General features: G+C 72.3%; 12 protein-coding genes. 3 read left to right on the top strand and 9 right to left on the bottom strand.

Annotation, left to right across the window (positions count from 1 at the left end):
• Positions 1–59: 59 nt before the first annotated feature.
• Both B0I32_RS13805 and B0I32_RS13800 read left to right on the top strand, forming a co-directional pair.
• Positions 60–2,300, top strand: coding sequence for a glycoside hydrolase domain-containing protein (locus B0I32_RS13805; protein ID WP_181307402.1), 2,241 nt, complete (start codon positions 60–62; stop codon positions 2,298–2,300).
• Positions 2,297–3,571 carry a glycosyltransferase gene (locus B0I32_RS13800; protein WP_106238679.1) on the top strand — a complete coding sequence of 425 codons (1,275 nt, stop codon included), beginning with the start codon at positions 2,297–2,299 and terminating at the stop codon, positions 3,569–3,571. The genes B0I32_RS13805 and B0I32_RS13800 overlap by 4 nt, the downstream gene beginning before the upstream one ends.
• 20 nt (positions 3,572–3,591) lie before the next feature.
• On the opposite strand, the gene B0I32_RS13795 is transcribed toward B0I32_RS13800, so the two are convergent.
• The 3 genes from B0I32_RS13795 to B0I32_RS13785 all read right to left on the bottom strand — a co-directional run bounded on the left by B0I32_RS13795 (position 3,592) and on the right by B0I32_RS13785 (position 7,457).
• Positions 3,592–4,842 (bottom strand): cobalamin B12-binding domain-containing protein, encoded by a 1,251-nt coding sequence (locus B0I32_RS13795; RefSeq protein WP_245955815.1) that lies wholly within the window; start codon positions 4,840–4,842, stop codon positions 3,592–3,594.
• Positions 4,839–6,659, bottom strand: coding sequence for a PP2C family protein-serine/threonine phosphatase (locus tag B0I32_RS13790; protein ID WP_106238676.1), 1,821 nt, complete (start codon positions 6,657–6,659; stop codon positions 4,839–4,841). The genes B0I32_RS13795 and B0I32_RS13790 overlap by 4 nt, the downstream gene beginning before the upstream one ends.
• Before the next feature lie 303 nt (positions 6,660–6,962).
• Positions 6,963–7,457, bottom strand: coding sequence for a GNAT family N-acetyltransferase (locus B0I32_RS13785; RefSeq protein ID WP_219911782.1), 495 nt, complete (start codon positions 7,455–7,457; stop codon positions 6,963–6,965).
• Positions 7,458–7,761: 304 nt separating this feature from the next.
• Here B0I32_RS13785 and B0I32_RS13780 point away from each other — a divergent pair, with 304 nt between their 5' ends.
• Positions 7,762–10,626, top strand: a complete 2,865-nt coding sequence (locus B0I32_RS13780) for an AfsR/SARP family transcriptional regulator (RefSeq protein WP_181307353.1) — start codon at positions 7,762–7,764, stop codon at positions 10,624–10,626.
• A 141-nt stretch (positions 10,627–10,767) separates the two neighbouring features.
• Here the strand turns inward: B0I32_RS13780 and B0I32_RS13775 are convergent, their stop codons facing one another.
• The 6 genes from B0I32_RS13775 to B0I32_RS13750 form a co-directional block, all read right to left on the bottom strand.
• Positions 10,768–11,679 (bottom strand): hypothetical protein, encoded by a 912-nt coding sequence (locus B0I32_RS13775; protein WP_106238671.1) that lies wholly within the window; start codon positions 11,677–11,679, stop codon positions 10,768–10,770.
• Positions 11,680–11,757: 78 nt separating this feature from the next.
• A complete protein-coding gene (locus B0I32_RS13770) occupies positions 11,758–14,124 on the bottom strand; it encodes a discoidin domain-containing protein (protein ID WP_146178150.1) in 2,367 nt (788 codons plus the stop codon).
• On the bottom strand, positions 14,121–15,131 hold the full coding sequence (locus B0I32_RS13765) for a peptidyl-prolyl cis-trans isomerase (protein ID WP_146178149.1): 1,011 nt from the start codon (positions 15,129–15,131) through the stop codon (positions 14,121–14,123). The genes B0I32_RS13770 and B0I32_RS13765 overlap by 4 nt, the downstream gene beginning before the upstream one ends.
• Positions 15,132–15,247: 116 nt before the next feature.
• Positions 15,248–16,798: an alpha-L-fucosidase gene (locus B0I32_RS13760; RefSeq protein ID WP_219911781.1), complete on the bottom strand. Its 1,551-nt coding sequence runs from the start codon at positions 16,796–16,798 to the stop codon at positions 15,248–15,250.
• Positions 16,795–16,974 (bottom strand): DUF6903 family protein, encoded by a 180-nt coding sequence (locus B0I32_RS13755; protein ID WP_106238662.1) that lies wholly within the window; start codon positions 16,972–16,974, stop codon positions 16,795–16,797. The genes B0I32_RS13760 and B0I32_RS13755 overlap by 4 nt, the downstream gene beginning before the upstream one ends.
• A 12-nt stretch (positions 16,975–16,986) precedes the next feature.
• The gene (locus B0I32_RS13750) at positions 16,987–17,859 is read right to left on the bottom strand and encodes a carbohydrate ABC transporter permease (protein ID WP_106238660.1); all 873 of its coding nucleotides are present in this window, start codon (positions 17,857–17,859) and stop codon (positions 16,987–16,989) included.
• Positions 17,860–17,869 lie beyond the last annotated feature (10 nt).

Raw genomic sequence — 17,869 nt, 5'->3', positions numbered from 1 at the left:
GGTGCGGGATTTCATCTCGGCGAAACCTACGACGAGGTCACGCTGGGTAGAGTCCCCGCATCCTGGACAACGTTGACCCCTTCATCGGCACAGCGGCCACCGACCTGCCACGCGCCCGCGGTCTGGCCGCCACCTGGTGGTGGCCGAAACCGCAGGTGGGAAACACCCACCCGGGCGCCACGTCGCCGCTCGGCATGGTGTCGGCCTGCGCCTACTCCGGGGCCTACCCCACCGGCTACGGCCGCTACGCCAAGAACACCGAGGGCGTGCCCGAGGAGATGTACGAGCGGCTGCAGGCGTCCGGCTTCACCCACTTCCAGCAGTCCGGCACCGGCGCGATCCGCAAGTACTACAACTACGTCCGGGTCACCCCGATGGTGCAGGCACTCGACGTGCTCGGCCAGGCGTGGCCGCTGCGCGACGAGGTGGCGGAGGCGGGCTACTACGCGGCCACCCTGGACACCGGGATCCGCTGCGAGCTGACCGTCGGCGCCAAGGTGGCCGTCCACCGCTACACCTTCCCCGAGCACGGCAGCGCCCGCGTCGTCGTCGACCTGTCCTGCGGCGGCCTCGACATCGATCTCGGCCGCACCGTGCCGCTGCGGGCCCAGGTCGAGAGCGCAGGGCACGGCCGGGCCCAGGCCACGGTGGTGATGGAGGGCGTCCCGCTGTCGGTCTGCGTCGACGTCGACAGCCCGGGCTGGCGGCAGATGCTCTGGTACGACCGGCGCCTCATCGACGGCGGCACCCGCCTCGACTTCGACAGCATCCGGCACACCACCCTGCGGCCCTTCGGCCTGCTCTTCATGGGTCCGGCCGCGGCGGGACAGACCATCGAGGTGCGGCTCGGATTCTCGCTGCGCGGGTGCGACCAGGCCCGGCGGAACCTGGAACGCGAGTGCGGGTCCGCCCTGCCCGCCTTCGACGCCGTACGCGCGCGTACCAGGGCCCGCTGGGCCGACCACCTCGGCCGGGTCCAGGTCGAAGGCGGAACCCCGGCCCGGCGTACCGTGATGGCGACCGCGCTCTACCACGCGCTGGTCAAGCCGTGTTTCGCCGACGACGAGAGCCCGTTCTGGCCGGCCTCGGGGCCGTTCGCGTTCGACGTCTGCACCATGTGGGACATCTATAAGACGCAGCTCCCCCTGCTCGCCGCCATCGCCCCCGGCCGGGCCGCCGACCTGCTCGAATCGCTGATCAGGGTGTGCGAGGAGGAGGGCAACTTCCCCATCGGCTACCGCATGGCCCGCGGCGCCGACCGGTTCTTCCGGCAGGCCAGCGCGCTCGTGCACACCGCGCTGGCCGACGCCCACGCGCTCGGCTGGGAGAGCTTCGACTGGAACTGGGCGCTCGTGCACATGGTCGGCGACCTGCGCCGGATGTACGGCGAGGACTTCTTCGAGCACGGCCTGGTGCACCCGATCACGCACACTCTCGACCTGGCCTACGCCTACCACTGCACGGCGCGGGTCGCCAGAGCGCTCAACGACCGCGGCCTGGCCGACGACCTGGAGGACCGCGGCCGCCGGTGGTCCAACGCCTTCGACCCCGGCACCGGGCTGCTGCGCGACTCGGAGTTCTACGAGGGCGGCAAGTGGAACTACTCCTTCCGCCTGCTGCACGACATGGCGCCGCGGATCGCCCTGGCCGGCGGCGACGAGGCCTTCACCGGCAAACTCGACCGCTTCTTCGGGTTCGGCGCCCCGCCGGTGCGGCAGCCGGGCCGGCGTCCCCATCCGGCGGAGATGCTGGCCGGCTACGCGCTCAACCGGTTCGAGGGGCTGAACAACGAGCCCGACATGGAGGCGCCGTGGGCCTACCACTACGCGGGCCGGCCCGAGCGCACGGCCCAGGTGGTGCAGGCGGCGCTGACCTGGCAGTTCGGCACCGGGCCCGGCGGGCTCCCGGGCAACGACGACTCGGGCGGCCTGAGCTCCTGGTACGTCTGGGCGTCACTGGGGCTCTTCCCCGTCGCCGGGCAGAACCTGTTCCTCGTCAACGCGCCCGCGTTCGACCGGGCCGTGCTCAGGGCCGGTGACAACGAGTTCGTCATCGAGACCAGCGGGCACCGCGAGACGCCGATCGGCGCCGACGGCCTCGACCGCGACCCGCCGGCGCAGTACGTCCAGGCGGCGACGCTCAACGGCGAACCCCTGCACGCGACCCACCTGAGCGCCACCACGCTGCACCGCGGCGGCCGGCTGCACCTGCGGCTGGGCCCGGAGCCGTCGGCGTGGGGGCGGGCCGTCCGCCCGCCCTCCCTCTCCCATCCGCCCGCGACACCGGAGGAAACGCGATGACCCACCCCCCTCGTCGTCTCGTCATCGTGGTCAGGGCCGATCCGGTCATCTGCGGCCACTCCGGCGAGGCGCGCAATCTCGCCGAGGTGGCCCTCACCCGCGGGTTCACCGACGTACGCCTGCTGACCTGGCCGATCCCCACACTCCAGGCGGCCGGGTTACCGCTCAAGCCGCTGGACCGGCTGCTGCCGTACAGCGCCGGGATCACCGTGGAGCGGCCGGACGCGGTCGGCGACTACCGGGTCCCGGACGGACGCCACCAGGCCGGGCTCACCGGGCGGCTCGTCGAACTGCTCGCCGAGCCGGTGCCCACGGTCTGCCTGTCCATGTACCTCGCGCCGCACACCGCGGTGGTCGTGGACGCGGTGGCGGCGGCCCGCGCGGCCGGGTTCGCGCCCGACGTGCGGACCGTGGCCAAGGCGGTCGGCTCCGACGTGACGAACGTGATCCGGTCGTGCCTGCGGGAGGGCCGGTTCGGGGCGGCGACCGTGCTGTTCACCACGTTCCTGGCCAACGACGAGGTCGTCGCCGTCTCCGAGTACACCCGGCAGGAGATCATCGCCTCCGCCGAGCAGGTGGACGCCCGGTGCGGCACCACGTTCGCCGAGCAGTGCCGGCGCCGCGTCAGCGTCAGCTACCCGCCGATCGACTCCTCCGCCTTCCTCGGCCTGGACCCCGCGCGGATGGACGCCGCGCTCGAACGACGCGGCCTCTCGCGTGACGGATACGTGCTCTTCCTGTCCCGGGTGACCCGGGCCAAGGGCGTCCACGACCTGATCGCCGCCTTCGGCAGGGCGCGCTGCCGGTCGCGGGTCAAACTCGTCGTCGCCGGCACCGGGCCCGCTCTGGAGCAGGTACGCGCGCTGGCCGCGGGCGACGAGCGGGTGGTCTTCATGACCGACGTCGACGACCAGGAGAAGGCGCTGCTCATGCGCGGCTGCGCGGCCTACGTCCTGCCGACCAAGCCCGTGCCCGAGTTCGTCGAGACGTTCGGGATCGCGCTCGCCGAGAAGATGCTGGCCGGTGGCGGGCCGATCATCACCACCATGACGGGCGGAACCCTGGAGGCGGTCGGCGACACCGCCGTCATCGTCGCGCCCGAGGACGTCACCGGCCTGGCCGCGGCCCTCGACCGGGTGGTCCTCGACATGTCCCCGGCCGAGCGGGGCGACCTCGAACGGCGCGCCCGTGCCCGCGCGATGCGCTTCGACCGGGCGGCGGTCTTCGACGACCTGTTCCCGCGGCCGCGACCCGCCGTCGAGGTCGCCTGAGCCGCGCCCGTCGAGCCCGGTCATGCGCCGGGCGGCTCGGTGTGGTGGGGGAGACGCAGGGCGGCTTCGGCTCGGGAGAGGGCGTCGAGGGCGTGCGGGAAACCGGCGAGGCGGGCGGCCAGCGACCCCAGGATCGACCGCAGCAGGTGCGGGGGGACGCCACGTGCCTCGTGCGTGTCGGCCATCCAGCGCACGAAGGACGAGAGGATCTCGGGGTCCTCGACGTACAGGGCGGCCCGCAGGAAGTCGACGGTGTGAGCGACCTCCTCGGCCGTCTGCTCGAACCACCGCCCGTCCCGCTGCTCCGCCGGCTGCGGGGCCCGCTGTTCGGTCTGCCGCTCGTTCCGGGACGCGGTTTCCGGAAGCCGCTGGGTCAGGTCGTCCAGCACGGCCCGTACGAGGTCGGCGGCGGATCGGGTCACGTGGCGGTACTCGCGGCCGTCCAGGCTCGGCAGGTCGTCCTGGGCATGAGCGGAACGGCGGGGCAGCGGCCCGGCGGCCAGGAGGTCGGCCGCGGCCCGCGCGTCGGGCGCCCAGGCGTCGGCCCCGAGCAGGCGGGCGTAGCGGCCGTCCACCCCGAACGCGGGTCCCCCGGCCAGCACCGGCATGCCCGCCGCCCGGGAGGCGGTGATCGCCGTGTGCGCGGCGGGCAGCCGGACGGCCAGCGAACTGGACAGGGCCACCGCGTCGGGGTTCGTCCGGTGCAGGTGCGCGACCAGCTGCGGCGTGGACACCTGCGAGCCCAGGTAGTCCACGTCCCATCCCCGCGCCCGTAGCACCTCGGTCAGCAGCCGGGCGGGGAAGGCGTGCCACTCACCGTCGATGCACGCCACCGCCACCCGCCCCAGCCCCGCCGCGCCACCTCGTTCGGCACCCCGCTCGGCACCCCGCTCGGCGTCACGCTCGGCACCCCGTTCGGCGTCACGGCCGTTGGCACGGGCGCCGGCGCGTTCGACGCCACGACCAGGAGTGTGGCCGGCGGTCCGGTCGGCGCTCTGGCCGGCGATGCGTTCCGTGGTGCGGTCGGCGAGGGCGGTGAGCACGCGTTCGTTGACGGCGGTCGTGGTGTGCTCCTGGGCCACCGTGATCCGGTTGGCCGCCCACTCCTGGCCGACGCGCGACTGCACCGCCGCGACGATGTCCAGCAGCAACGTCTCCATGGGGACGCCGGCGTCGAGGGCGGCCATCGCCACGCCGGTGGCGGCGTACTCGTCGCCGGCCGTCGCCGCCGCCCACAACGCCTCGGCGCGCTCCTCGATGTCGTGCCTCACCGCGTTCCTCCCGTCGGCGTGCCCTGCGCGGGTGTCCCCTGCGTGGGTGTCCCCTGAGCAGGCACCCCCTGAGCAGGCACCCCATGAGCGGGCGTGCCCTGCGAGGACGCCCCCTGCGCTGATGTGTCCTGGGCCGGCCCGTTCGGCGGGGAGTCGCGTGGGGCGGTGATGGCGACGACGGCCATGTCGTCGTGCTCGCCCCCGCGGACCCACTGGGAGGCCAGCATCTGGACCCGTTCCGCCAGCGCCTCCGGCGGCATGCCCGCGCACATGAGCAACTGCTCGCACAACCGTTCCTCGCCGAAGAACTCCTGGCCGAGCGGGCCGCCCCTGGCCTCGATGATGCCGTCGCTGTAGAGCAGGCACGTCTCTCCCGGCTCCAGCACGACGGGCGTGGTGACGCTGGAGACCTCCTCGATCGCGCCGATCAGCGTGCCCTCGGCGGGCACCGTCTCGACGCGGCCGTCGTTCCTGATGATCAGCGGTGGCGGATGGCCGGCGCTGGTCACCCGCAGCGAGACGCGCCGGCCGTGTCGCTCGAACGAGACCAGGACGAGAGTGACGTAACGGGTCGGATCGCCATCGTTGACCAGCACGCTGTTCAGCCGCTCCAGCACGCACCGGTGATCGTCGGCCAGGGGCAGCAGCGCGCGCAGGGTGTTACGGATGCGACCGGTGAGCACGGCGGCCTCCAGCCCCTTCCCGGCCACGTCCCCGAGCACCACCAGCGACTCGCCGCCCGTGCCGGCGACGGCGTGCACGTCGTAGAAGTCGCCCCCGACCCGCTCGGCCGGCCCCGCGGGCCGGTAGAGCGCCGCCAGCTCCACCCCCTGTAGCCGGGGTGTCGGCGGTGGCAGCAGCTCGGCCATGAGGACCTCGGTGATGGTCACCTGCTCGGTGTAGAGGCGGGCGGCCGAGATCGCCGACCCGGCCAGCGCGGTGAACAGCCGCAGGAACACCTGCTCCCCGGCCTCGAACGCGGCCGGGCGTCCGTGGCGCAGCAGCACGAGCGCGCCCACGGGCAGCCCGTGCCCGGGCAGCGTGGTCACCGCCACGGACGTCACTCCATCGGGCCGGTGTTCGTCAGGCCGGCGTTCGTCAGGCCGGCGTTCATCGGGCTGGTGTTCATCGGGCTGGTGTTCATCGGGCTGGTGTTCATCGGGCCGGTGGGGGAGCAGCCACGCGGGCAGCTCGGCCGGGTCGATCCAGTGCACGGACGCCGGCGGAAGGGACTGCAGGGCCTCGGCGAGCCCCGGCATCGTCCGCGGATCGACGCTCACGCTTTCGCGCAGCACGCCGCGATCCGGCTCGTACCAGGTGAGCAGCTGTTTACGACCGGACACCGGCAGCACGACCAACGCGACGTCGGCCAGGTACCGGACGGCCAGCCGGGCGACGGAGTCCAGGCAGCGATCGAGGTTCAGCGACGGCAGCAGCTCGTTGGCGGCCTCCACCATGCACGCGGCCCACTCCCGCTCACCCCGCCGCGTCCCGGTCTCCGTGGCGGACACGGCCCGTTCGTGCTCGGCCTGTCGCGCCGCGGCCTCCACTCGCTGCTCGGTGACGTCCACGAGCCACCAGACGATCCGGCCGCCGCCGGAGTGGACGGGGTGGGCCTGGAAGGTGCGTCCGCCGATCTCGCCCTCGACCGCGCCGTGCCCGTCGTGGGCGCGGGTGAGCCAGCCGGGTGCGGTCCGCGGAGACCGGTCGCCGTCGGCCGTGCCGGCGAGCAGCAGCCGGGCAGCCTCGTTCGCCTGCGCGACGACGCCCGTGGCGTCGATCGTCAGCATGGGGTACGGCGAGTCCTCCCACATCATCCGGCCCATGCTCTGCCCCCGACGGATGTGTGTAGTCGCCACATTACAAGCGGTTAGTCATCGCTTGTCGCCCCGTTGCGCATCTTTGCCGTCCCTTTCAGGACGTGGGGGTCCTGGCGGCCGGGCCGCCCGCACGCATACCCCCGGCATACCACCGCCGGATACGGTCTCCCACCAGGTGATCGGCACGGGGCGCGCCGTTCCCTGAAGGATGGATGGCGGCTCTCCTCCGAGGGGGAGGAGAGCCGCCTCCACAGCGAGGCGCCGCGACCGGGCAGGGCGCCGCCGGCCGGCGAGGTGGTGTTACCGGACGCTGCGGTACTCGGCGGTCGCCGCGTCACCGCCGGTGCGACGGAGGCCGGCCTTCTCCAGTACGCGGACCGAGGCGGGGTTGGCCGGTTCGACCGTGGCCCGGACGACGGAGACCTCCGGTGCGGTCAGGGCGAACTCGACCAGCGCCCGGGTGGCCTCCGGCGCGTAGCCGAGGCCGCGCCGCGAGGGCACGACCCCGTACCCGAGCTCCACGACACCGTCGCTCGGCGGCCAGAACAGGCCGATGGAGCCGACCACCAGCCCGCTCTCGCGCTCGACGATCTGGCGGTGGCCGTAGGCGCCGAGCAGGTCCGGCTGCCCGTCGATGACGCCCGCGATCACGCGGTCGCCCTCGGCGGGGAAGTCGTCCGCCCAGCCGGCGGAGCGGCTGCCGTCGAGGACGGCGGTGAGGTCATCGGCGGGCCACGGACGCAGCACGAGGCGGTCGGTGGTCAGATCTGCACCGGTCAGGAAATATGTGGACACGTGACACTCCTGGTCGTTGTCGAGTGACGACCGGGACGCGGCAGGCGAGCCGCTTCTCAGACTCGCGCGACCCGGTCAAGGGCATGCCGATGAAGCTCTCGGCGAGCCATATTCATCAACCTCCCTTGCCGACGCGGTCACGTGCCGGAGCACCCTACCGCACGAGCGACGCCCGCCCGGCGGCCGGCCGGATCCTCCGAAGCCGGACGAACGTCACCTTCACCGCAGGCGGATACCCGAGTGAGCAGGTCACGATTCGGTGGAATCGATACCGATCATCAGGCTCACCTGCTTGCCTTTGCCGGTGAGCGAACCCGAGCTGTGGCTGTCGGTGCTGGGCCCTGTGCGCGCCCGCCGGAACGGGGCCGAGATCGACCTCGGCTCGCCCCAGCAACGGCTGGTCCTGGCGGCGCTGCTGCTGGCCCGTGGCCGGGTGGTCGGCCATGACCTGCTGCTCGACGCCGTCTGGGGCGACCGGCGGCCCCGTACCGCCCTCAGCACCCTGCGGACCTACGTCTCCCGCCTGCGCGCCGCGCTCGGCGCCGGCGCGATCGTCTCCGCCGGGCACGGGTACGCCCTCGGCTCCGGCCCGTCCGATGGCACGTCCGACAGCACGTCCGACCTGGCCGCGATGGAGCGGCTGGCGCAGGAGGGCAGGTACGGCGAGGCCCTGGCGCTCTGGCAGGGCGAGCCGCTGGGCGGCCTGGAGGGCGCCTACGCGCAGGCACAGCGGGCGCACCTCGCCGAGCGCCGGCTCACCCTGCTGGAGCGCAGGATTTGCGAGGACGTCGAGCAGGGCCGGCACGCCGAGGCCGTCGCCGAGCTGACCCCGCTCTGCGCCGAGCATCCCACCAGGGAACGGCTGGCCGGCCTGCTGATGCTGGCCCTGTACCGCTCGGGCAGGCAGGCGGAGGCGATCGGGGTGTTCACCGACACCCGCGAACTGCTGGCCGGGGAGCTCGGCCTCGACCCGTCCGCCGACCTGGTCCGGCTGCACCAGCGGATCATCACCGCGGATCCGAGCCTCGGAGCCGGGCCGCAGGAGGACCGGGCGGTCTCGACCCCGGTGCCGCGCCAGCTGCCCGCCGACACCGCCGACTTCACCGGCAGGCGGGCGCACATCGAGCAGGTGACGCGGACCCTGCTCCCCGCCGACGGCTCCGCGCTGGTCATTGCGGCCGTGGCGGGCGCGGGCGGCATGGGCAAGACCGCGCTGGCCGTGCACGTGGCGCACCGGCTGGCCGACGCCTATCCCGACGGCCGGCTCTTCGTGGACCTCCAGGGCGCGGGGCCGCGTCCGCTGGCGCCCGAGGCCGTGCTGGGCGCGTTCCTGCGCGCGCTCGGCGTGGACGCCGCGTCGCTGCCCGACGACGCCGGCGAGCGGGCCGCGCTCTACCGTTCGATCCTGGCCGAGCGGCGGGTGCTGGTGGTGCTGGACAACGCGGCCGGCACGGTCCAGGTACGCCCGCTGCTGCCCGGCGCGGCCGGTTGCGCGGTGCTGGTGACCAGCAGGGCCAGGCTGACCGGCCTGGCCGGCGCCCACCACGTCGACCTGGAGGTCATGCCCCCGGACGAGGCGATGGAGCTGCTGGTCAAGGTGGTCGGCGAGTCCAGGGTGGCGGCGGAGCGCGAGGCCGCGTACGACCTGATGCGGGCCTGCGGGCACCTGCCGCTGGCGATCAGGATCGTGGCCGCGCGGCTCGCGGCGCGGCCGGGATGGAGCCTGGCCAGGATGCGCGACCGGATGGCCGACGAACGCCGCCGGCTGGCCGAGCTGCGGGTGGACGACCTGGCCGTCGAGGCCACGTTCGCGCTCGGGTATGACCAGCTCGACGAGGCGCACGCGTCCGCGTTCCGGCTGCTGGCCGCGCCGAACGGGCCCGACCTGCCGCTGGCGATGGCGGCGGCCGTGCTCGGCATGGACGAGGCGGAGGCCGAGGAGCTCTGCGAGGCCCTGGTGAACGTGAGCCTGCTGGAGTCGCCCGCCCCCGGCCGCTACCGCCACCACGACCTGCTCAAGATCTTCGCCCGCTGCCGGCTGGACGAGGAGTCGCGGCGGGTGGCGCTGGACCGGATGCTCGGCCACTTCCTCACCGCCATGGCGGAGATCTTCGGCATGATGTACCCCGGCGCGCCCCTGCTCGACACGGTCAGGCTGACCGGCGCGGGCCCGGCGTTCGCGGACCTGGAGGCGGGCCTCGAATGGGGGACGGCCGAGGAGTACGGCATGCTCTGCTGCGTGAACCAGGTCGCCGAGACGCCGGGATCGGCGCTGTACGACGCCGTCTCCCTGATCGACATGATGACCGACGTCTTCGACTTCGAGTCCGACACGAGCGGCTACGAGCAGGTCGTGGGCCGGATCATCGAGGCGGCGGCCGCCCGCGGCGACCTGGCCGCCGAGGTGTACGCCCGGCGCAAGCGCGGCGAGATCCTGCACGCCCGCCGGGCGATCGAGGCGGCGGTCGAGGAGGGCATGGCCGTCCGCGTGGCCGGCCGGGCCGGCGGGCTGGCCCTGCACCACGCCTACGCGGTCAACCTGCTGGCCATGATCGCGCACGAGCGGCGGGCGTACGACGAGGCGGCCGCGATGTACAACGAGTCGATCGAGGTCTGGCGCTCGCTCGGCCACCGCTCGGAAGAGGCCGTCGTGCTCGGCAACCTGGCGCTCGTGCTGGCCGAGGCCGGCTCAGGAGCGGAGGCGGTGCGGGTCGCGGAGACGGCGGTGGGCATCTCGCGCGACCTGGGTGCGGGCCGGCCCCATCCGCAGATCGTCTACCAGCTCGCCGTGGCCCTCGGCGCGGCCGGCCGGCCGGATGAGGCGCTCGCCCGGTTCGAGGAGTGTCTCGCGGAGTTCCGCCGGCTCAAGCAGCACACCTGGGTGGGGCTGGCGCTGCGCCGGATCGCCGAGATCCACCTCCGCACGGGCCGGGCTGACAGCGCTGTCGAACGTGCTGAGGAGGCGCTGGCGATTCTGTCGGAGGTGGCTCAGGTGTGGGCGCGGGGCAGGGTGCTCGCCCTGCTCGGCTGGGCGCTCATTGAGCTGGGCCGCGCCGCGAGGGGCCGGGCCTGCCTGTCGGAGGCGCTGGAGATCCTGGAGCGCCAGCGCCTCCCCGACGCGGACGACGTGCGCGTCCTGCTGGCCGAGCTCCCGTCCCCGGGCGCCTGATCCTGGGGGAGCCGATCCCCGGACACCCGACCCCCGAGCGCCCGACCCCCGGACACCCGATCCCCGAGCGCCCGATCCATAGGCGGCTGATCCTCGGGCGGCTGATCCCAGGGTTCGGCCGCCCGGCTGCCGGTCGGGTGGCTACTCTTCCTTGTCGGCCAACCCGCCGCAGGTGAAGCCCTTCTCCCGCTCCGGGTCGAGCTGGATGTCGGAGAGGTTGGTCGTCTCGATCGGGCGGCGCATGGTCTCCAGCTTGTCGCAGTCGAAGAAGACGTACGTGCCCTCGCTCTCGCCCAGCAGCATCATCCAGCGGCCGTCGTAGAGCGGTTTGTCGTCCTCCGCGTTCTTGATCACCGTCCACTGGTCCTGGAAGCCGACGTAGCCGAGCAGCTCGTTGGCCTGGCCGGTCTCCTGGACCTCGACCGCGCCCTGGATCATCGCGAGGATCAGCAGGAAGCCCAGCCCGACGCCGGTGAGGGCGCCGACGAGGACCTTCGTGGCGGCGCGGCCGACGGGCTTCCTGCGCAGCAGCCGGAACGGCACCACGAACGCGGCCACGCCGAGCCCGCCCGCGATGAGCACCATGACGGCGAGGTTGAGGTCGCCGACGAGGTTGAACAGACCCCAGTAGGTGGCGCCGCACCACAGGGCCGCGACCAGCGCGGCGATCCACGGCCGCCGCCTGATGCCGGTGATCATCTTGCTGAGCAGGCCGAAGGTGACCTTGTCGGCGAGCCAGCAGAGCCCGACGACGAGGCCGATCGTGGGCAGCAGGATCAGCAGCATCAGGATCAGAGTGCCCATCAGCCGGCCCAGGAGCACGGACTGGTCGATGCCCGCCTGCTGGGGGGTGATGCCGAAGATGCCGTACATCTGCTCGACCCCGAGGTAGAGCACCGCGTAGAGCGTCACGCCGATGGGGACGATGACCGAGCTGATGCTCTCCAGCACTCCGAGAACGCTGCTGCTGCCCTCTTCCTCGGCGGAGGTGTCGGACGCGGGAGGCTGGGGTATATCGGTGCGGTCATGAACCGCGACCTGGTGATGGGACATGGCGCTCGAAGATAGACCTTTCACATATACGACTTGTTGACGAAAGGTAAACGGGTGGACACCATAGCGCCCACCCGTTCATCTGCCTTGCGCCGGGGCTCTACGCGCGGCGCGGTGCACGGCGATCTCCGTGAGGGTCGGGCTGTAGACCTCCGACGGCAGCAGGCCGGTGAGCGCCACCCGCAGCTTCGCGGTGGTGACGTCGCCGAAACCGGTCACCGACCGGTCGTGGCCGACGCCGTCCGAGCCGCTCGCGAAGGTGACCCAGGCGCCGCTTCCGGCGTCCCATCGTTGCAGGTCGAACGTCCGCACCCGCGGGTTGGTGCCCGAGTCGGTGTACTCGTCGAGATACACCTCGTCGAACGTCGTGTCCGCGCCGAAGTCGACGTCCAGGGTGATCGGGTACGCCGCGTCGTCGGCCGCCGCCCAGCGGGTCGCCGGGTCGCCGTCGGTCAGGTTCGCGGCCACTAGGGTGCCGTTCGCGCCGGGATGGGTCGAGCTCGCGGTGACCGGCTTGCCCAGGGCGAGGTTGGGACGGCCGCCCTGCTCGTCCTCGATGGGATGCTCGTCGACCGGATTGCGCACCTTTCTGCCGATCCGGCTCTCCGCCATGCCGATGTCGGGCGCGTCCCCGTAGTAGATGTGGGTGCCGAGGAAGTCCTCGGTGCCGAGGTGGGGGTTGTAGCGGCCGGCGTCGATGAGCGGGGAGTCCTTGCGCAGCTTGAAGTGGGCCGCCGCGGTGCGGATGCGGTCCACGCCCGCCCCGGTCACGTACTTCGCCGGGTCGCCGGCGAACTTCGGATCGGCGCGTACGCCCGCCTGGTCGGCCGGCTCCTGGGTGGAGTGCGTGCCGCCGGCCTCGTAGAAGGCGTTGTTGGAGAAGACCGCCTGGCGCAGGGCGCCGGTGCGGCGGTACCAGGGCGTCGCCGCAGACTCAGAGGTGTTGTAGAAGATGTTGTTCAGGAAGTAGACCCGGCTCAGGAACGTCTCGTCGTGGACGTAGTCCAGGTCGGCGCCGTCGTACACGAAGGTGTTGTTCGTGAAGTACGTCGGCGTGTAGTTCGTCGAGAGCATGTTCTTCACGAGCACGCCGTTGTCGTTGACGCTCAGGTTGTAGCGGGCGACCGAGTTCGAGCTGTTGCCCATGTAGGCCATCCAGCCCGCCGCGTTGTCGTGCGAGTAGTTGAACTGGTAGGTGACGTTGAAGTTGGTGTACTCCAGGTCCCAGGGGGTGCCGTCGTACTCGTTGTCGGGGCCGCCGTACACCTCGTTGAACTGCATCACCGAGTCGGCGCCGGCCCAGAGGTAGAGCCCGCACGAGACCGCGTCGTAGCGCTGCAGGAACCCGTTGACCTCGTTGTACTCGGCCGTCATGTTCTTGCTGTTGGCGAACTGGAACGCGCCCTGGCCGATGCTCTCGGCGTAGTTGTGGCTGATGGAGACGTCCCGGCTGTACAGGTCGCGGGTGCGCACCCAGAGCTGCTCCCAGCCCTCGTGGAACTTGCCTGCCTCGTCGTACTCGCCGGCGTCCTGGCCGTCGGCGGCGAACCAGTTGAACGCGAACTGCACCGCGTGCAGCTCGACGTTCTCGAACGTGTTGTCCTCGATCTTGACGTCCTTGAAGTGATGGCCGCCGGTGCCGTACTCCTTGTAGCTCTTGGCGCCGAAGACCTGGAAGTTGACGCCGCCGTAGTGGATCTTCTGCCAGGTGCTGGGGCCGTCGAGGTCGTGGACGTACACGTCGGTGATGCGGAAGTGGTCCATGACGCTGTCCGCGCCCGGCGGGAGGAGGTCGGCGTTGATGGAGACCGCGATGCCGTCCCTGACGTACGTGCCGGTGGTGATGTTCGTGGCGAAGTCGTCGTCGTTGGACAGCTCGACGTGGTCGATCTCGAAGTACTGCTGGTTGCGCAGCACGATGGCGCCGGTCAGGCCGACCGTCTCCGGGTTCTTCGTGCCGTCCGCCTTGAACGGGTTCGGCACCTTGCCGTTCGCCGCGATGTACGGGCGGCGGGCGCGCGGGTCGCCGTACGCCGAGATGGTGATCGGCTTGCCCGCCCGGCCGGAGCCCTTGGGCCACAGCTGCTCGTCGTGCCACTCCTCGCCGGCCTTGAGCAGGATGCGGTCGCCGGGCCGGAACGTCGTCGCGCTCGCCTTGGCCAAGGTGCGCCAGGCGGTCTTGCGCGAGGTGCCGGCCGCCTCGTCGCGGCCGTTCGTGGCGTCGATGTAGTAGTCCGTGCCGCCGGTCCTGTTCGGGGTGTTGCCCGGCAACGCGCGCTCGGTGGCGGGGGAGGGGCGGCCGGGCGCCTGCGCGGCCGAGGCGGCCGCGGGGGCGAGCGAGCCCGCGACGAGCGTGGCGAGCAGGGCGGTCAGGCCCGCGCGCAGCGCCCGCGCCACAGGCCGGCGGCGGGCCGGCTCGGGGGGTGCGGTACCGACAGGTTTCACTGTTGCACATCCTCTGCGTTGATGGCGTCCACCGCCGCCGCGTCGATCTCGACGTCGCCGGCGTCGACGCGGCGGCGGATGAACTGGTCGAACTTCTCCTCGACGAGCGACTGCCTGATCCGCCGGGCGTACTCGGCGAACGCCGCGTCCTCGTCGACGGTCTTGCCGGTGAGCTCGTAGTAGGTGATCTGGCCGGCGCCGGTGACCGGGGCGGAGATCTGGCCCGGATCGAGGGCGCCGAGCACCGCCATGAGGTCCTGGTCGTGCACGGCCGAGCCGCCGCCGCGCCGGGTGTCGGTGGTGAGCTCGGCGCCGGGCTCGCGCTCGGCGACCCGCGCCAGCCGGTCCGCGGCGGCCACCCGCCGCCGCAGCTTCTCCGCGTAGTCGCCCGCGGCTCCTTCCGGCACCGGGACGACGAGCTTGGCGTACGTGTACGTGGTCGCGTTGGCGCTCCACGCGTCCCTGTCCTGCTCGAACGCCTTCCTGACGTCGGCGTCGGTGACGTGCAGCGGCCCGTCCCGGCTCGCGCTGAGCCGCTGCTTCAGCGTCGTGGTCAGCTCGGTGAGCCGGTGCGAGTAGAACTCCTCGGGGGAGAACTCCGCCAGGCCGTACACGACCTCGCCCTTGGCGATGGCGGCCGAGCGGCGCTCGTTCTCGGCGGCCAGTTCGGCCAGGAAACCCGCGTGGTCGGCGGCCGCGGGCAGGCCCTGCTCCCCGGCCAGGGCGAGCACCGCCCGGTCCCGCTCGATCTGGTCGAGCGCGCGGGCGGCGAGCCGCTGGAGCGCGGTGCGGTCGCCGGCCTTCGCGTTCCAGTCGGCCGGGCTCTGGAGGTGGTACGTGTTCCGTAACTCGTTCTGCACCCGGGGGGCGAGCCTGCGCATGTGGAAGAGCAGCTCGTCCCGGGTCACCGGCCGGCCGTCGATGGCGGCGACCTGGTCGGTGCGCTGGGCGAGCACGACCGCGCCGGTGACCAGGAGGGCGGCGAGCACGACCAGCACACCCGCCACGACCAGCACCCGCCGCGACGGACGGCCGCTCGATGGGCGGGGGTGTGCGGGGTGGAAGCGTGCCGGGTGGCGGGGCTGCTTGCTCCCTCGCGCGCGGGCTTTCGTCGAGGCGACCTTCATGAGCCGGCCGTCTCTGAGTCGGCCGTCTCTAGGGTGGCCGTTCCCGGGGTGGCCGTCTCTGGGGTGGTCGTCCCGATGGCGGCGATTCGGGCGATGACGGGTGTGTCCCTGGTGCGGGTGATCTCGACCCGCACGGCGTCCACCTCCGCCGGCGAGAAGGTGAGGATGCGCTGGTAGCCCACCGCGTTCGCTTCGGCCAGCGTCGTCCACCGGCCGTCCGCCCGGCCCCGTACGACCACGTGCTCGACGCGCTGCCCCTCAGCGATGTCCTCGCCCACGACGACCGCCTCGACCGGTCGCGCCCGGTCGAAAAAGAGCGTGAGTCCGGGCCGCGGGTCGGTGGCGTCCGGCCGCCACGGCGTCCGCGCTCCGGCGGGCCGTCGTCCGGCGTCGTCCGCCCCACCCGGAGCCTGCTTCCCTCCGGGCCAGGCGGCCGTGACGTCGCCGGGGCTGCCGGACGTCACCGTCACGGACGCCTCGACGCGCCGGGCGCGGAAGTCCTCGATCCGCCGGCCCAGCTCCGCCAGCACCGCCACGTCGGCCGCGCGCACCAGCCCGTCGCGGGCCGGCGGGACATTGAGCAGGAAGCACGCGTTGCCGCCGACGGAACGCAGGTAGATCTCGAACAGCTCGTCGGCGGAGCGGACCCGGCCGTCCTCGGCCGGATGGTGGAACCACCCGGGGCGGATCGAGGTGTTCACCTCGGCCGGATACCAGACCAGGTCGTCCTCGTGCCCGGCCAGGGCGGCCCGGCTGCCCAGGTCGCGCTCGTCGCTGCGGACGAGCCGGGCGAAGGCGCCGTCGTCCGCCTGCTGCGAGCGGTCCGCGATCCGTTCGGCGTCCTGCAACGCGCGCGGGACCACGCTCCACTCGTCGGGACGGGTCGCGCCGGCCTCGTTGCCGCACCAGCGCACGTCCGGGCCGCACACGTTGATGACCGCGTCCGGCTGCAGGTCGCGGACCACCGCGTAGTAGCGCTCCCAGTCGTAGACCTGCCGTCTGCCGTTCGGGCCCTCGCCGTTCGCGCCGTCCAGCCACACCGTGAACACCGGCCCGTAGCGGGTCAGCAGCTCGGTGAGCTGGGCGACGTAGAAGTCGTCGTACGCGCCCCCGGCTCCGTACGACGCCTCCGTGCGGTCCCACGGCGACAGGTAGACCCCGAACTTCAGCCCGTGCCGCCGCGCCGCCCGCGCGACCTCGTCCACCACGTCGCCCCGGCCGCCCCGCCACGGCGACGACGCCACCGTGTACGAGGTGACGTCGCTCGGCCACAGGCAGAACCCGTCGTGGTGCTTGCAGGTCAGGATCACCCCGGTCATCCCGGCCGCCTTGAGCGCCCTGACCCACTGGTCGGCGTCCAGGTCGGCCGGGTCGAAGCCGGCCGGGTCGTCGTGCCCCTCGCCCCACTCCCGGTCGGTCATCGTGTTCATGCCGAAGTGGACGAACCCGTAGAACTCCATCTCCTGCCAGGCGAGCTGACGGGCACTCGGCCGGACCGAGGCCAGCTCCGGGGCCGGCTCCGGGGGCGAATCAGGGATCGCTGTCACCGGAACCGCCGGTTGTAGGAGGCCAGCACGCCCAGCAGCACCGCCAGCGCGACCAGCATGATCGCCAGGCTGTCCCACCCGACGGTGGTGCGGGCGACGACGACCGCCGCCACGCAGGCCGCCGCGATGATCGTCCGGGCGGTGACGAGCAGCACGCCGCGCGTCGAATCCTTCATGAGTGTCTCCTTCTAGCCCTTCACGCCGCCGGCGGCCATGCCCTCGATGAGCCGGCGCTGGATGAGCGCGTACAGGATGAGGACGGGGACGATGACGATGACCATGCCGGCGTACAGACGCCCGTAGTCGGCCGCCGCCTTCTGTGCGGTCATCAGGTTGAGCAGCCCGACCTGCAGCGTCTTGCCCTCGCCCGGCAGCAGGGTGAGCGCGATGATGAAGTCGTTCCAGTAGGCCAGGAAGTTGAACAGGATCACGGTGGTGAGCGCCGGCCGCGCCATCGGCAGCATGACCCTGGTCATGATCTGGAAGCGCGAGGCCCCGTCCAGGGCCGCGGCCTCCTCGTAGTCGGCGGGGATCGAGCGGAAGTACGCGGTCAGCAGGTAGACGGTGAACGGGATCGACGTGGCCGCGTACACGAGCGACAGGACCCCGGGGTTGTCGATGAAGAAGCCGCCGGGCAGGACGTCCACCAGCGCGCGGTCCCAGTCGACGAGCATCAGGAAGATCGGCACCACGATGTAGTTGACGTTGACGAACAACCCCGCGAGCAGCGCGACCTCGACCAGGCTCCGGCCGCGGAACTCGTAGCGGGCGATGACGTACGCGGCCGGCACCGACACCGCCACGACGAACACCAGCCCGAGCACGGTGACCAGCAGCGAGGTGAAGAAGTACTGGCCCATGCGGGCGCCCACGAACGCGTCCACGTAGTTCTGCAGGTGCAGGCCCTCGGGCAGCGCCCACGGGCTGCCGTAGAACTCGCCCTTGCGCTTGACCGAGGCGAACAGCACCCAGGCGACCGGCACCGCGATGGCCAGCGCGATCGCCGTGACGAGGACGTAGGTGAGCGCGCGGCCCGTCCTCGCCTTGGTGAAAGGTGTCATGGTGGGAGAA

Source organism: Nonomuraea fuscirosea, from assembly GCF_003001935.1.
GTDB lineage: Bacteria > Actinomycetota > Actinomycetes > Streptosporangiales > Streptosporangiaceae > Nonomuraea > Nonomuraea fuscirosea.
Note: the sequence above shows the minus strand (reverse complement) of the source record. Positions and strands in the feature narration are given on the sequence as shown.

What these genes read in the sequence shown, in the direction of transcription:
- B0I32_RS13800 (WP_106238679.1), top strand. Translation starts at nt 2,297, where the DNA reads ATGACCCACCCCCCTCGTCGTCTCGTCATCGTGGTCAGGGCCGATCCG.
- B0I32_RS13790 (WP_106238676.1), bottom strand. Translation starts at nt 6,659, where the DNA reads ATGATGTGGGAGGACTCGCCGTACCCCATGCTGACGATCGACGCCACG.
- B0I32_RS13755 (WP_106238662.1), bottom strand. Translation starts at nt 16,974, where the DNA reads ATGAAGGATTCGACGCGCGGCGTGCTGCTCGTCACCGCCCGGACGATC.
- B0I32_RS13750 (WP_106238660.1), bottom strand. Translation starts at nt 17,859, where the DNA reads ATGACACCTTTCACCAAGGCGAGGACGGGCCGCGCGCTCACCTACGTC.
- B0I32_RS13775 (WP_106238671.1), bottom strand. Translation starts at nt 11,679, where the DNA reads ATGTCCCATCACCAGGTCGCGGTTCATGACCGCACCGATATACCCCAG.